This is a genomic window from Leptospira weilii (genome assembly GCF_006874765.1).
GTDB lineage: Bacteria > Spirochaetota > Leptospiria > Leptospirales > Leptospiraceae > Leptospira > Leptospira weilii.
Window position 1 is genome coordinate 917,987 of record NZ_CP040840.1, and the last position, 13,199, is coordinate 931,185.

Genomic DNA, 13,199 nt, shown 5'->3' on the forward strand with positions numbered 1-13,199 from the left:
TCGAAAGGTTTTCCTTTCGGAAAAAAATTTCCGGAATGAAAACCGACTTCTCGAAACAGTGAAGCGGATCTTGATTACAGAAGGCGATCCTTGTGGAATCGGTCCGGAAATCTTCATTCATTCTCTTTTTCTTTTAAGAAAAATCTCCAAAATAAGACCGATCGTTTATTTTCATTCGGGTAAGTTTCCGCTCCCGAAAGAATTCGTTTCGATTTTTTCTTCCTCCGAAATCCTGAAAAAAGGTTTGTTTGCGATTGCCCACGATTCGCTTTCCAAAAAAGAAATCTCTTCTTTGAAATCCGGTAGACCTTCTGCCTTGTCGGGAAAATCTGCGTTAGCGGCTCTTTTACTCTCAATAGAGTTTCAAAAAGAAGGTGGAGGAGATTTGATTACTCTTCCTCTCAGCAAAGAATGGGTAATTGCGTCCGGTGTTTCCACGTTTCGAGGTCATACCGAATTTTTAGCGGAGGCGTATCGGACAAAAACGTTTATGCTTATGTCCGGAAACGATCTTCAGGTGCTTCCTCTCACAACTCATATCCCTCTTGTAAAAGTTCCCGAGTTTTTGAAAGAGATTGATCTGAAATCGCTTGCGAATTCTATTCTTTCCTGCGAGAAAATCAATCTCCAAAAACCGATCGCATTTCTCGGTTTGAATCCGCACGCGGGGGAAGGCGGTAAGGTCGGTAAAGAGGAGGAAGAAATTCTAGTACCGATGATTCGATTCTTAAAAAGGCAAGGTTTGAAAGTGGAAGGACCTCTTTCTGCCGATTCTGTATTCGGTGAGTCTGCACGAAAAAAATTCGGTCTGCATCTTGCTTGTTATCACGATCAGGGTTTGATTCCTTTCAAAATGTGGGAAGGAAAGAAGGGTGTGAATCTAACCTTGGGTCTCCCGTTTATCCGAGTTTCACCGGATCACGGAACGGCTTTTGACATTGCCGGGAAAGGGCTTGCGGATTCGACGAGCTTTGTAGAATGTCTGAACCGGATTTTACAATATTCATGAATCGTATTACAATCGAGGTTTTATGCCGGGACTTTTAGAACAAATTGTATTTCCGATTTTTCTTTTTTGGTTCTGCGGATTGACTCTACTTTTGTTTCGTTCCGATTTCGAGTTCGTCTGGAAGATCATTTTTGTTTTCGTTTTTGTCTTTTATTTCTTTCAATACTTTCCCGAGTTAAAAACGAGTTATGAACGTTTGACCGTGGGTTATCCAATGGAAATTATTTCTTGGATTTACGGAATTGGAAAAGGTTTCTATTTCTTTCTGTTGTTTCTTTGGCCCATCGCTTTATTTCGAATCTTTTATTCTGCTTCTCCCCACGCAAGTAAATCCCTTGTAAAGGCTCTTGTGAGTGCAACTTTGATTTACTGGTGCGGTTTTATTCTCTACAACAATTTTTCTCCGGAAATAGACGGCTTTTTAAATACGACCTTTCTGAAATTCTTGAATTTTTCCGTGAAGTAAATCCCGTCTAAAATGTAGAATGAATCCACTCTATTTACAATCTTTTGGAGAATCCGAAGATGCGAAGAAGCATTTTTTGACCGCTTACGAGTATCAAACCAAGGGAAATCTCAAACTGGCTTCCAAACACTATCGAATGTCCATTGCGGCAAAACCGACAGCAGAAGCCTGGACGTTTTTGGGTTGGTCTTATTCTCTTGCCGGTAAATTGGATCGCGCGATTGAGTTCTGTAAAATCGCGATCGAAACGGATCCTACATTAGGAAATCCTTATAATGATATCGGGGTTTATCTGATTCAGCAAAAACGTTTCGAGGAGGCACTTCCTTGGTTTGAAAAGGCGAAGTCTGCTCCTCGTTATGAGGTTCCCGTATATCCGTATTTCAACACAGGTTCTTGTTTGGAAATTTTAGGTCATATTGAACTCGCTCGTTTGGAATACGAAAAAGCCATTCAAATTCAGCCCAATTATCCTCCAGCAAATCTCGCTCTGAAACGGATTTACATCCGGTATAACTGACTGTAAAGTCCTAACCCCTATCCACTGATTCCTAGTGCAGACTTGCGGGAAACTCAGCAAGTTCTTCCCTAAACTCAGTGAAACGCTCTCTACCATAACGTTACCCACAAATACTTGGGTCTGAAGATAAATCTGTCGGAATTACGACAAATCCTCTGTGAAACTTACGTCCCAGAACGCGCCCTAAACACCGACCCATAGGAAGGTGTTTGCTGAGTTTTCTTCGAGCGGACCCGTAGGGAGTCGTTACATTGAGTTTCCCGGGACTCGCCGTTACGCAGTTTGCCATCGTGGCAAACTTAGCTCCACGGCGTCTTTCTCGCTCATTCGCCATCCCTGGCTCATGTCGCATTTGCGACGCTCTCTAAGGATCGCTGCAAATGCTCTCGCGAGAAAGCTTCGAGTCCCACTTTAATATTATGTAATACGATAACTAACCCCTAAACCCTGATCCCTAAAATGTACCTACCGGGACTCGAACCCGGACCCCAGGCTCCGGAGGCCTGTACTCTATCCGTTGAGCTATAGGTACGTTTATAAGTGAGTCTTTTGAAAAGGTTTGGACTGTCAAATGCAAATCCTGAAGAGGTTTAGTAAAGGAAAGTCCTTGAAAAATGAATCGTATAAAAAATCGTTTTCCTAAAAATTAAAAATAGAGGTAAAGATGAAGGTTTCGTTTCTGAATTTATGGGAAGGACTTTTTTTTCGGAGGGTCGTTTCCATTTTTGTATTGGTTTGGGCATGCGGAGTTTTTACGCCGATTTTTTCGGTCAGCGAAGAGGAAGAAGCAAGGCTTTTGGAAAAAGCTCTCGTGGAAAGTGCGGTGACTCCGGGACAAAAACAAGCGATCGCGAATTATCTCAAAGCGACTGCGGTTGCCAAAAGAGCGAGAGCAAATGAGCTTAGAGAATTGGCGAAACTTTCCAGGGGAGAGAAATTTCTTCAGGCCAGGGTTCGCAAAGAGAAATTATTTAAAATGGCGGATTCTCTGGATCGCCAAGCGAATCGTCATGAAACAACTCTCAAGGAATTTCAAATCGAAAGTCATTGATATTGCATATCAAAGAAAAACGGATTTGAGAATCCTAAATGGCTTATAGAAGAAAACGAGGCTGGTCACGAAAAATTAAAAGTTTGGAAAAATTAGATCGGTCAAAACTATCTCATTTAGAAGTCCGATAATCAAATGATAAAAAAGTTGTTAAACATCGTGTTATTGTTTAAATAATTCAGGAAATTTTTCTTGGATTCTCTTTAGAAGTTCATTTTTATCAATAAGTTTATAATTAGGCGATATGCTCCATCTATCAAGTTTTCCTGATAGTAGTTCTGATTTTGGTAAATTTTGATAGTCGTTTAAAAATTCAGTCTTTGGTAATTTAAATTCAATTTTATGAGGTCGTTTACAATTGATTGCTATCAAGAAGTTCTTAATATTAGATATCAATAAAGATAAAATTTGAATTTCACTGAATAATCTACCCGGATTCCAGTGAGAAAAAATTTTACTTGTTGATAAGTGGTGTTTGTTATTTTTCGATAGTCTTTCTATTTTTCTAAAAGTTGAGCCATAATCCCCGCCGTTAATTTTTATTTTATTTTCTAAAGGACCGATTTCAATTTGAAATGATCCAAATTTATTCCGTAAAGAATGTTTTATGGAATTATATTCGAGGGAATACGCTTCTGAATTAAATTGATTTGCAAGTTCAGCCACTGTTTTTAGAATAACTTCTTTTGGAAATGAATTAAAAAAATTTAAACCAAAGTGTATTTTGTTTAAGATTGATTCCCAGTTCGGTTTAACATCTGGAAATTTCCGAAAGAAGGGTGTCCCTGATTGAGTTTTTTTGATTAATTCTCTTAAATCGTTCGGAGTATATAACAATAACCATATATTTATGGCATCGTATGCTTGTATTGCAGCGAAGAGTATCGAGAAAAAGTGCTCTAAGCAGTGACTATGTAAAAGACGTATTGAAATTGCAAAGTCTTTATCTTTTTTTCTTTTGAACCCTTTATATATTATCCTTGATGTTTTTTCGAAGTAATTATAGTTTATACTTTTTATATATTCTAAATTTTCCATATCTACATTTTCTCCGTGATACAGATAAGGTTCTTCATCTACAAACAGATAAACACTCTGCATTTTATTGATTCCTATTTAGAAATTACGTTCACCAAATGACAATTTTACGCTGAAATTGGATTGAGTAGTGGTTGTTTTCGGATTTTATAGGAGTTTCCTATTAACGTTTTTTAAAAAAATTTCCAGACATTCGAAAACGATTTGATCCGGACCTTTTTCGCCGTCGATTCGGATCGTTTCTTTCGGAAGAATCCTATCATAGGCGGAACGAATTTTTTCAAGTTGAGCTAACGTTTCGAATCTTTCTTTATTTTTTTTTCTTCGACTCAGCCTTTCGAATGCGATTACGGGATTAAGATCCAAATAAAATAGAAGATCCGGAATCCTAAAGTTCCTATTCAAATTTTTTTCGATAATTGATTCGGGAAGAAGATCTTCGCCGCTCTGATAAGCGGCGGTGGAATACATATAACGATCCAGTAAAACGTTTCTACCGGATTCTAAAGAAGGAAGGATGTTTTGTCTTAAAGATTCTTCTCTGTCGTTTAAAAACGCGTTGATTTGTTCTTCTCTTCCAAGTTCTATTTCTCCTCTTAAGAATTTTCGGAGGTATTCTCCAGTTTCAAAGTTTGTGGGTTCGGTAAAGTTTACGGAAGAAATTCCTCGTTCCGTAAGTCTTTCGGTTAAGGATTTGCAAAGAGTCGATTTACCGCTTCCATCGATTCCTTCAAAAACTGCAAAGATTGGTTTTTCGATCTTCATTTTTACGGTTCCGATTCAATTCTTGACAAAGGGGGATTTATACGAAATCATTCTATCTACATGGATTCTTTTGGAAATTGAGAATCCAATGAAAATTCCGTTATGGGCCCATATTTTTCGATTTTGAAATTTTTCGGAGTGATTCTTTATTTCGGGTTATTTCATTTCTACTGTTTTTCTCCGATTGCACAAACAAAAGAGACGGAGCCAGAAATCGAAGGTAAGCAGGAGATTCTTTCCGAAGAATCTCCTCATTCCGATCATCATTCTTCTCTTTTGCGCTATCCCAAAAATAAAGTTCGAGTACATCATATTTTTGAAGAAGTCTATCCGAGTTCTTCCGCAAGTTCGGTTTCGATTCTCGCTGAAAAAACGACCAAATCTCGGTTTCTTCATTCTAAGGGCGGGCATTTTCTGGAAAAAGTTTTGGTTACCCTCGGCTATGGAATTGTTCTGAATCCGCAGGGTTACATTCTTACGAACGCTCATGTGATCGGGACTTACGATCATCTTTTGGTGAAGTCAAAATCAGGTAAATCCTACGAAGCGGTCATCATCGGTCAGGATAAAAAAATCGATTTAGCGATTTTGCAAGTCACTCCGGATGAAGATATCGTTCCCGTGGAAAAGTTGGATTATTATACTCTTCAAAGAGGAGAAGCGGCGATTCGAAAATATATCAATGCAAAAATTCAGATCAAAAAGAATCGGGAATCCAATCAGCCAAAATCCAAAAACCGGACTCCCGATTTGTAAATCTTCTCGATTTGTCGGATGAAAACGGAAACTCTTTTCTGGGTGGCTCGGTCTAAGAGTGAAAACGGAAGGATTCTCCCTTTCGTTTAAATCCAACTTGTTTAATCGAATGTGTACTCTAAGGACTGGCTTCCAAATCTAACTTGACAGTCATAGAAGCGAGCCGATTCTTTTAGATACCAAATGGAAATACATTTTCAGAGGGATAGAATTCAATGAAAAACATGGAAAAACTGAAGTATGTTGCGATCGTAAGCATTTCACTTCTGCTCGGAGCGTTCTTATCTCCTGTCATGTTTTGTGGAACTGGTCAAAGCAGTCCTCTTTTTTTAAATGCTAAAGGTGATAGGGAGCCTAGTCCGGCGACTCGTCAGGCGATCACGATTCAACAAGCCTTTGAGGAAGTTTATCAAACCGCTTCTCCAAGCGTAGTTTCCATCGCTACGGAAAAAATTCAAAACGTTCCCGTTCATTCCGGACCTTTCGGAGATCCTTTCTTCGATCAATTCTTCGGCAGAGGTCATCAAGGTGGAAGCGGAAGAGTGATGAAACAAAAACAAACCGGGCTCGGTTCGGGGATTATTCTCAATACTCAGGGATATATTTTAACCAACGAACATGTGGTTCGCTCCATGGATAAACTCACCGTTCGTTTAAAAACGGGTAAGACATTTAACGCGGAACTTGTCGGCTCTGATCCTGTGATTGATTTGGCTCTTTTAAAAATCAAGCCAGACGGTGAAATTGTTCCGATCGAACTTGGGGATTCTTCCGCGGTAAAAGTCGGGGACTGGGCGATTGCAATTGGGGCCCCTCTGGGTTACGAACAGTCTCTGACCGCGGGGATTGTCAGTGCGGTCGGTAGAACCGGAATCGATAATAGCGGAGTTCATTATCTTCAAACGGACGCTTCCATCAATCAGGGAAATTCCGGCGGCCCGCTTCTCGATATCAACGGTCGTGTAATTGGTATCAATCGTATGATCGCTTCTCAGAGTGGGGGTTCGGTGGGAATCGGATTTGCGATTCCGATTAACGAAGCGAAAGCGATCATGGAAGAATTAAAAACCACCGGTAAGGTCAAACGTCCCGCACAGGCTTGGCTTGGAGTCGGAGTGGATTATCTTCATGAGGAAGACGCAAAGAAGTTGAATATTTCGGGCGGTGCGGTTGTCGTTCAGATCATGAATGATTCTCCGGCGGATCGTGCCGGAATTCAGTTGATGGATGTGATCACTGAAATTTCCGGAACTAAAATCAATTCTCCGGAGGAAGTGGTCAGCACGGTTAAGAAGAGTAAGGTAGGTGATCGTATCACCGTTACAGTTATGCGTCAGGGAAACGTTTCTAGAATCTCGATCCAACTTAAGGAAAGACCGAACTGATTGGCAAAATCCCATACGCTTAATCCTGAGGAAGAATTTGAAGAAGAGTCGGGCCTACGTCCTTCTCTTCTTTCCGAATTTATAGGTCAGAAGGAAGTTCTCGATAATCTTACAGTTTACGTTCAGGCCGCTAAAAATCGAAAGCGAGCGCTCGATCACGTTTTGATTTCCGGCCCTCCCGGGCTTGGAAAGACAACTCTTGCTGGAATCGTTTCCAACGAACTCGGAACCAGACTCACCATCACCTCGGCCCCCGTGATTACCAAAGGCGCCGATCTTGCGCGCCTACTTACGGGTATGGGTGAGAATGAAATTCTATTCATAGACGAGATCCATACTCTTCATAAAAAACTCGAAGAGATTCTCTATCCGGCGATGGAGAATTATATGATCGATCTAGTGATCGGAGAAGGAGTGACCGCTCAAATGGTTCAAATTCCTCTCAAACCGTTCACCTTAGTCGGAGCGACTACCAGAAGCGGACTGATCAGCGAACCTCTCAAAAGCCGTTTCGGAATTCAATTGAGGCTGGATTATTACAACGATGAAGAGATGAAGGAGATCGTTTTACGTTCTTCTCGGATTTTGGGAGTTAAGATCGAAAATGATGCTGCCTTGGAAATCGGAAAACGTTCTCGTAAAACCCCCCGAATTGCAAATCATCTTTTAAAAAGAATTCGGGACTTTAGCGAAGTAGAAGGTAATCTTTCCGTGAAAAAGGATCTTTGTCTCAAGGCGTTCGAAAAGATGGGGATTGACGACCTGGGATTGGATGGTATGGATCGACAAATACTGGGTTGTATGATCGATCGTTATAAGGGGGGCCCTGTAGGTTTAAAGGCGATTGCTGTCGTAGTCGGAGAAGAAGAGAAAACTATCGAAGATACTTACGAATCATTTATGGTTCGGATCGGACTCATCAATCGAACTCCCGCCGGTAGGGTGGCGACCGAAAAGGCCTATCGGCAATTGAAACGAATGGAAGATTTTTCCGAAAACCATGGACAAGACCCGACTCTATTCTGAATATTCCGGAATTCCCGAAGACGACCAAAGGTTGATCTATGCATCCTTTCTAGTTCTTGTACTCGCGTCTTTTTTTACCGCACATTTACTCACACGTAATATGCTCTGGAAAATTCTCGGAAGCGAACCCATGGTCAAAATGGAAAGTAATGAGGAAAAAGAAAAGATCTACGAAGTACTTCTTGAACAAGACTTTGTGGATAAGAATATCAAAGACGAATACAAGGCCCTTTCCAACGTGGACGCCGCGGGCGCAGGGGGAATCACGAAGAAGGAAGGATTTCATTCCGCGAGTCCCTTTCGTGAATTTATCATGGGCAGTATGGCGAGAAGGCCTTCCGAAGCGCAGAAACAGGAGGCTAAAGAAAAGAACGACGAGAAAGTTTTTGAAGTGGGAATTTATAAGATCGACCCAGTGCAAACCACCACTACGGAAGAAACCAAACAAAGCTCTCAGACCTACGGAAGAATGACGAAGATTCCGTTTAACTATCGATTCGAACAAGACTTTCTTTTTCGTTGGGACGGGAATCAAGCGCTTTCGATTCCTAGAAAAAAACTCGCAGGTTACGAATACTTCAAACGGATGTTGAAACAGATCGAAGGTAGTTTTGCACCTCCCGGCGGAGGAAATTACGCGTATCGAGATATGGCGGGAACTGTAATTCGAGAAGGAATTCTGCCTGGACAAGTCAAAGTTCTTTTTATGCTAAGCGAAAGCGGCCAGGTTCTGGATACGAGACTCGTTTCGAGTCAGGGGCAGGACGTGGTTAGTCAGGCTTGTGTCGATTCTATCCGAGGACAAAATTTCGGAAAGGTTCCAGAAGAAGTCAAAGCACAGGGAATGATTTTCGGAATCAACTTTATCTTTCCGATGATGCGGACTCGCTGATTTTTTTGGTAAAAACCGGTTGACTTTACAATTTTCGGGGCCACGTTATTGGAGATATGAAAACTGTCGGGGTCAAGAATCTTAAAGAAAACTTGAATACGTTTTTACGCCTTGTAAAAGAAGGGGAAACGATTCTTGTGACCGATCACAGTCGAATCATTGCCGAAATCAAAAAACCTGTTTCTGATACTCTAAATTCGGATCTAACAGTCGAAAGTTATATTGAGAAAGAACAAAAAAGCGGTTTTCTCTTAAAAGCAAAAAGAAAATCTACTGTTTTAAAGCCGCCGTCCAAAGTAAAAGAAAAGTTTCAGTTGGATTGGATGAAAACATACTATGAAGATCGGGATTGATTTCCCTTTTCATGGCTGTTTATATCGATACTAGCTTTTTTCTTTCCATCATTTTTGAAGATACCAATTACGAACTATCGTATGAAAGTTGGATAGGGGACGATTACAGATTTTCTTCCAGTCTGCTCGAAATCGAATCATTCATCAATATTCATAAAATCTACAGAGAAAATCGAAAGGTTTTAAGTAAAGTTTGGCTAACGGAAAAATTGACCAGGCAAAAAGACCTTTTATCGGAGATTCATTTAAAACGAATCGGTTCGGAAATTTATGAAAAAATTCGGAAAAACGAGAAACTGACTTTTTTGAAATCCTTGGATTCGATTCATTTGAGTACCGCTTCGTTGATCGCAGACGTTTTAAAAGACCGTATTACGATTTGCACTTACGATAAGAATATTAGGAAAATTGCATCCGATATGGATTTTAAACTTTGTGAAGTTTTGTGACGAAGAATCCTTATTACTGATCCCTATAAAATAGAATACCGTCCATTTGAGGACAAATCCCGCGTTTAGGCGCAAAATTTTGAACACTCTATTCTGTAGAGATGAGTAACTTGAGTTCGGTATAACAAATGCGTAAGCGTTAACTCGGTGTTTCACTCCCCGAATGTCGATTCACAAAAGAGGCATTCGCTGAGTTCAAGGAGTCGTTGCACTTTAGTTTCTGATTCCCCAATTTTACTTACGTCGAACTTACGTTTTATTAGGAAATCGGAATATTTAGTTCGAATGAATTTTCCGAATCTGTGAAATGGAAAACGTAGCTTGCTCCCAATTTTTCGGATCTCATTCGAATACTGCTCATTCCGATTCCGGAAACCTCTTCCGGGTTGATCTCGAACTTTTTCCCATCGTCTGTCAGTTTTAAAATCAGTTTTTTTCCTTCTTTCTTCCAGGAAATTTGGATCTTCTTCGCTTCTGAATGTCTGAGAATATTGGACGCGACTTCTAAAAAGATTTTTTGGACGTGTAGACATTGATCCAGATGTATGAAATTGGAAACGTCTTCAATTTCCATTTTAACTTCTATGGTTCCGGTGCGTTGGATTCTGTCTCCGTACCTTTTTATCACTTCTTCCACGAGTTCCTGATTGTTTCCCTGATGGTGCATAAGAAATACGATATCTCTTACGTTCGAAATGAGATGATTCACTTCCGATTTGAGTTTTTTCAATGTGGAATCGTTTTTATCTTTGGATTCCAACTCGAAAAGAATCGCTGTAAGCTCGGACCCTATGGAGTCGTGAATATCCGACGCGATCCTCGTTCTTTCCTGCGCTTGTAGTTTGAGTTGCTCGTTGTATCTGATTTGAAGTTGTGCGAATTCTTTCGCTCTTTCCAGATCTTCCGCGAATCTTGAGGAAATAATATAAGAATTTAATGCGACAAAAGCGATAAGACCCAAAGGGAAGCTGTACGGATATAAGGCATAAATCTCGTATAAACCGTAAATTCCGTCGTTCATCATCGTAAACGCCAGAACAAAACCAGTGAAAAGTTCTTTGGCCTTAAAAGTGGTTGCTGTGCCTATAATCAAAATCAATGCGTAAAGCGGGGGAAAATACATAAACCAAGAATAAAACAGGACTATATTCCGTTCGTTTAAAGCGAAAATTCCGAAAAAGAAAATCGTACTCGTTCCAATTGCGATTTGAATCCATTTCCGATTGAACTGAAGCGGAAACATCTTACGAAGCATTAGGAAAGAGGTGGGGAAAAATGCGATCTCGCAAAAAAATTTTATCCGTAGTCTCAAATCCAAGGAAAGATCCGGAAGAGCCATAAATTGAATTTCGGAGGTGACGAAAGAATATCCGGAAACTAAAAAACAAAACGCGGTGAAATAGAGAGGGATCGGATCTTTTCTATAGGAAAAAAAGAATACCACGTGATAGATTCCGAAAGAAAAGATAACGACGATTAGGATCATCTCTCTCCATTCTTCCCTTTTTTCCTCCAAATCGATTGCCTTTCCTGATCCGATTTGGAACGGTTTTCGAATTCCACCTTTGAGATAATTTCCTTTGAAGGTGGAAACGGTTACGGTGATGTAAAAATCTTCAGAGGGTACGACGATATTTGTCATCAATGGATGCTCTGAAAATACCGTGTCTAAGGGACCGGTTCCGGCAAAACCGTTCGAATAAACTTTATGGTCGTCGAAATAGACTTCGTAAACTCCCGGAAGCCTGGGAATTCTGATCTTTAAATTGGGATATTTATAACCGCATAACACGCGCAGACGATAAGTCGCATAACCTTCCGGAGTGAAGTTAGGATCGTAGTCCCTCCAGATCCCTGGGACTGGAAAATAAGAGGGAGTTTTGGGGATTGAACGACTGCCGTACGCCAATTCCTTCCAGTAAAATTCCCAGTCTCCGTTTAATTCGGTTACATTTTCCGCGAAATTGAATTTCCTAAGGTCGATGATCCCTTTTTCGGCGATAGGCTTTTGCTGGAAAACAAACGGAAGTGAACAACCGATAGAAAAGGAAAATAATATAATAAAATTAAAAAATACGAATATTCTCTTTGCGGGCATTTAAGGATACCCTGGAACGTCTCGTATAATTCCCATTCTTCTTCCTCGGATGATGGCTTCGGATTTGGAATGCACTTCCATCTTTTTATAAATCTTTTCGATATGTCTGCTGACCGTATGACCGGAAATATCGAGTTCGTCCGCGATATCCGCAACGGTCATTCCAAGCGCCACGAAATTAAGAATCTGAAGTTGTCTTTTCGTAAGTCCCAGGGTGTTTTGGATCGGCGGATTTTGGGTTTCCTCTTTTTTTGTGAATTCTCGAATGATCTTGTCCGCAATTCTAGGGGTAAGCGGAGCGCCTCCTAACACGATAACTTTGAGTTCAGCAAGGAAAAGTTCGGGAGAAGTATCCTTCAAGAGATAGCCGGATACTCCCCCTTGGATCGCCTCTACTATTTTTTCTTCGTCTTCAAAAACGGTAAAGATCACATATTTAGTGTTAGGCGTTTTCTCTTTGAGTTCTTTGAGACATTCCAATCCGCTCTTTCCGGGAAGTCCTATGTCTAGGATCACGATATCGGGGATATCTTCCGGAATGCCTTCGATCGCTTTTTGAGAGTCGGGATAGTGTTTTAAAAATCGAAAATCGGGGGACTTGGAAATAAGTTCCTGAAGATTGAGGGCAGTGTGTTGATTGTCTTCGATGATGGAAACCAAATAAGGGGATTTGGTCTTTTGTGAAATTTGCGAACGTATCATCGGCTTTGATTATACGAATTCATTTCAATTGGTAAATTGTTTTTTACTCGCTCATTTTAGCTTTGCTAAAAGTAAGTTCTTAAGTTGCGAACTAAAAACGCGCCAATTAAAAAAGGCTTTTGTTTGAGCCGACGAACCTTATAGAGCCGTTTTATTCGGTTTGGGAAGGCGAATGAAAAGTTTATGCTTTTTCGTTGAAACTCGCTTTCCGAATTCAATACGCCCCTTGTTTTCTAAAAATCGTTCGAAAATAGTGGTGCAATACGCCCTATTCATTTAAAAAGTTCTTCCCTTGCTTTTTCCCATCTTCGTTTGCGTTCTTCTGGATCCTTGATCTTAAGGTACAGTCTGGATTCTTTTCCGGGAAAGGTAATTCTCACTCTGTGTTCGTGAAGAACTTCTATGAGGACGTTTTGTTTGTCTTCAATTTCTAAATCATAAAGAACCACGCTTTTCATCCGTAAGGGAAGCGGGCCTTGGCCTAGGTCGCCGATTCCTTTTCTGAAATTCAATTCCACACATTCAACCGGTTTGTGCCAGACGTCGCAGAACTTTCCTGCGGGAGGGGGAACGGGCTTAAGTCCGCAAGAAACGGTCCAAGCTGTAAATGAGGGTGCGGATACGATTACAATAAATCCTTTGAGAATTTTCGGGATCAGAGGAAATCTTGTTTCGTTTAACATTTGGTT

15 protein-coding genes and 1 tRNA gene are annotated in these 13,199 nt (G+C 40.6%); 10 read left to right on the forward strand and 6 right to left on the reverse strand.

All coding sequences use genetic code 11. The annotated features are described in order from the left end of the window. Positions 1–58: 58 nt before the first annotated feature. Genes FHG67_RS04425 through FHG67_RS04435 form a run of 3 tightly spaced genes read left to right on the forward strand, consistent with a single transcriptional unit; the run spans position 59 to position 1,995 of the window. Complete coding sequence (locus FHG67_RS04425) at positions 59–1,009, forward strand: PdxA family dehydrogenase (RefSeq protein ID WP_010576463.1); 951 nt, start codon at positions 59–61, stop codon at positions 1,007–1,009. 22 nt (positions 1,010–1,031) lie between these two features. Next, entirely contained in the window at positions 1,032–1,475 is a 444-nt protein-coding gene (locus tag FHG67_RS04430) for a hypothetical protein (protein ID WP_010576462.1), read from the forward strand. A gap of 19 nt (positions 1,476–1,494) precedes the next feature. Continuing rightward, positions 1,495–1,995, forward strand: coding sequence for a tetratricopeptide repeat protein (locus tag FHG67_RS04435; RefSeq protein WP_010576461.1), 501 nt, complete (start codon positions 1,495–1,497; stop codon positions 1,993–1,995). A 460-nt stretch (positions 1,996–2,455) separates the two neighbouring features. On the opposite strand, the gene FHG67_RS04440 is transcribed toward FHG67_RS04435, so the two are convergent. Then, a tRNA-Arg gene (locus FHG67_RS04440) sits at positions 2,456–2,527 on the reverse strand. Positions 2,528–2,659: 132 nt separating this feature from the next. Between FHG67_RS04440 and FHG67_RS04445 the strand changes: the two genes are divergently transcribed. Next, positions 2,660–3,046 carry an LIC10421/LIC12816 family protein gene (locus FHG67_RS04445; protein WP_039940868.1) on the forward strand — a complete coding sequence of 129 codons (387 nt, stop codon included), beginning with the start codon at positions 2,660–2,662 and terminating at the stop codon, positions 3,044–3,046. A gap of 162 nt (positions 3,047–3,208) precedes the next feature. Here FHG67_RS04445 and FHG67_RS04450 read toward each other — a convergent pair whose 3' ends face one another. Both FHG67_RS04450 and tmk read right to left on the reverse strand, forming a co-directional pair. Next, positions 3,209–3,916, reverse strand: coding sequence for a hypothetical protein (locus tag FHG67_RS04450; RefSeq protein WP_142499901.1), 708 nt, complete (start codon positions 3,914–3,916; stop codon positions 3,209–3,211). Positions 3,917–4,231: 315 nt separating this feature from the next. Next, the gene (gene tmk / locus FHG67_RS04455; protein ID WP_020983323.1) at positions 4,232–4,849 is read right to left on the reverse strand and encodes a dTMP kinase; all 618 of its coding nucleotides are present in this window, start codon (positions 4,847–4,849) and stop codon (positions 4,232–4,234) included. Between the two features lie 102 nt (positions 4,850–4,951). On the opposite strand from tmk, the gene FHG67_RS04460 reads away from it, so the two are divergent. From FHG67_RS04460 to FHG67_RS04485, 6 genes are all read left to right on the forward strand, one after another. Next, positions 4,952–5,605 (forward strand): trypsin-like peptidase domain-containing protein, encoded by a 654-nt coding sequence (locus FHG67_RS04460; protein ID WP_078123675.1) that lies wholly within the window; start codon positions 4,952–4,954, stop codon positions 5,603–5,605. A gap of 215 nt (positions 5,606–5,820) precedes the next feature. After that, positions 5,821–6,990: a S1C family serine protease gene (locus tag FHG67_RS04465; RefSeq protein ID WP_020983311.1), complete on the forward strand. Its 1,170-nt coding sequence runs from the start codon at positions 5,821–5,823 to the stop codon at positions 6,988–6,990. Then, complete coding sequence (ruvB, locus tag FHG67_RS04470) at positions 6,991–8,016, forward strand: Holliday junction branch migration DNA helicase RuvB (protein WP_004499213.1); 1,026 nt, start codon at positions 6,991–6,993, stop codon at positions 8,014–8,016. Next, positions 7,991–8,908, forward strand: coding sequence for an energy transducer TonB family protein (locus tag FHG67_RS04475; RefSeq protein ID WP_004496018.1), 918 nt, complete (start codon positions 7,991–7,993; stop codon positions 8,906–8,908). The genes ruvB and FHG67_RS04475 overlap by 26 nt, the downstream gene beginning before the upstream one ends. A gap of 56 nt (positions 8,909–8,964) precedes the next feature. Then, positions 8,965–9,261 (forward strand): type II toxin-antitoxin system Phd/YefM family antitoxin, encoded by a 297-nt coding sequence (locus tag FHG67_RS04480; RefSeq protein WP_002614475.1) that lies wholly within the window; start codon positions 8,965–8,967, stop codon positions 9,259–9,261. 11 nt (positions 9,262–9,272) lie between these two features. After that, a complete protein-coding gene (locus tag FHG67_RS04485; protein WP_036058273.1) occupies positions 9,273–9,710 on the forward strand; it encodes a PIN domain-containing protein in 438 nt (145 codons plus the stop codon). A gap of 259 nt (positions 9,711–9,969) precedes the next feature. Here FHG67_RS04485 and FHG67_RS04495 read toward each other — a convergent pair whose 3' ends face one another. From FHG67_RS04495 to FHG67_RS04505, 3 genes are all read right to left on the reverse strand, one after another. Beyond that, positions 9,970–11,808 carry a sensor histidine kinase gene (locus FHG67_RS04495; protein ID WP_004496025.1) on the reverse strand — a complete coding sequence of 613 codons (1,839 nt, stop codon included), beginning with the start codon at positions 11,806–11,808 and terminating at the stop codon, positions 9,970–9,972. Further along, on the reverse strand, positions 11,809–12,510 hold the full coding sequence (locus tag FHG67_RS04500; protein WP_004495995.1) for a response regulator: 702 nt from the start codon (positions 12,508–12,510) through the stop codon (positions 11,809–11,811). Between the two features lie 272 nt (positions 12,511–12,782). Then, positions 12,783–13,193 (reverse strand): LIC12806 family lipoprotein, encoded by a 411-nt coding sequence (locus FHG67_RS04505; protein ID WP_036058272.1) that lies wholly within the window; start codon positions 13,191–13,193, stop codon positions 12,783–12,785. Positions 13,194–13,199 lie beyond the last annotated feature (6 nt).

Coding starts and splice junctions, on each gene's coding strand:
- FHG67_RS04430 (WP_010576462.1), top strand. CDS start 1,032: ATGCCGGGACTTTTAGAACAAATTGTATTTCCGATTTTTCTTTTTTGG.
- FHG67_RS04435 (WP_010576461.1), top strand. CDS start 1,495: ATGAATCCACTCTATTTACAATCTTTTGGAGAATCCGAAGATGCGAAG.
- FHG67_RS04445 (WP_039940868.1), top strand. CDS start 2,660: ATGAAGGTTTCGTTTCTGAATTTATGGGAAGGACTTTTTTTTCGGAGG.
- tmk (WP_020983323.1), bottom strand. CDS start 4,849: ATGAAGATCGAAAAACCAATCTTTGCAGTTTTTGAAGGAATCGATGGA.
- FHG67_RS04460 (WP_078123675.1), top strand. CDS start 4,952: ATGGGCCCATATTTTTCGATTTTGAAATTTTTCGGAGTGATTCTTTAT.
- FHG67_RS04465 (WP_020983311.1), top strand. CDS start 5,821: ATGAAAAACATGGAAAAACTGAAGTATGTTGCGATCGTAAGCATTTCA.
- FHG67_RS04475 (WP_004496018.1), top strand. CDS start 7,991: ATGGACAAGACCCGACTCTATTCTGAATATTCCGGAATTCCCGAAGAC.
- FHG67_RS04480 (WP_002614475.1), top strand. CDS start 8,965: ATGAAAACTGTCGGGGTCAAGAATCTTAAAGAAAACTTGAATACGTTT.
- FHG67_RS04485 (WP_036058273.1), top strand. CDS start 9,273: ATGGCTGTTTATATCGATACTAGCTTTTTTCTTTCCATCATTTTTGAA.
- FHG67_RS04495 (WP_004496025.1), bottom strand. CDS start 11,808: ATGCCCGCAAAGAGAATATTCGTATTTTTTAATTTTATTATATTATTT.
- FHG67_RS04500 (WP_004495995.1), bottom strand. CDS start 12,510: ATGATACGTTCGCAAATTTCACAAAAGACCAAATCCCCTTATTTGGTT.
- FHG67_RS04505 (WP_036058272.1), bottom strand. CDS start 13,193: ATGTTAAACGAAACAAGATTTCCTCTGATCCCGAAAATTCTCAAAGGA.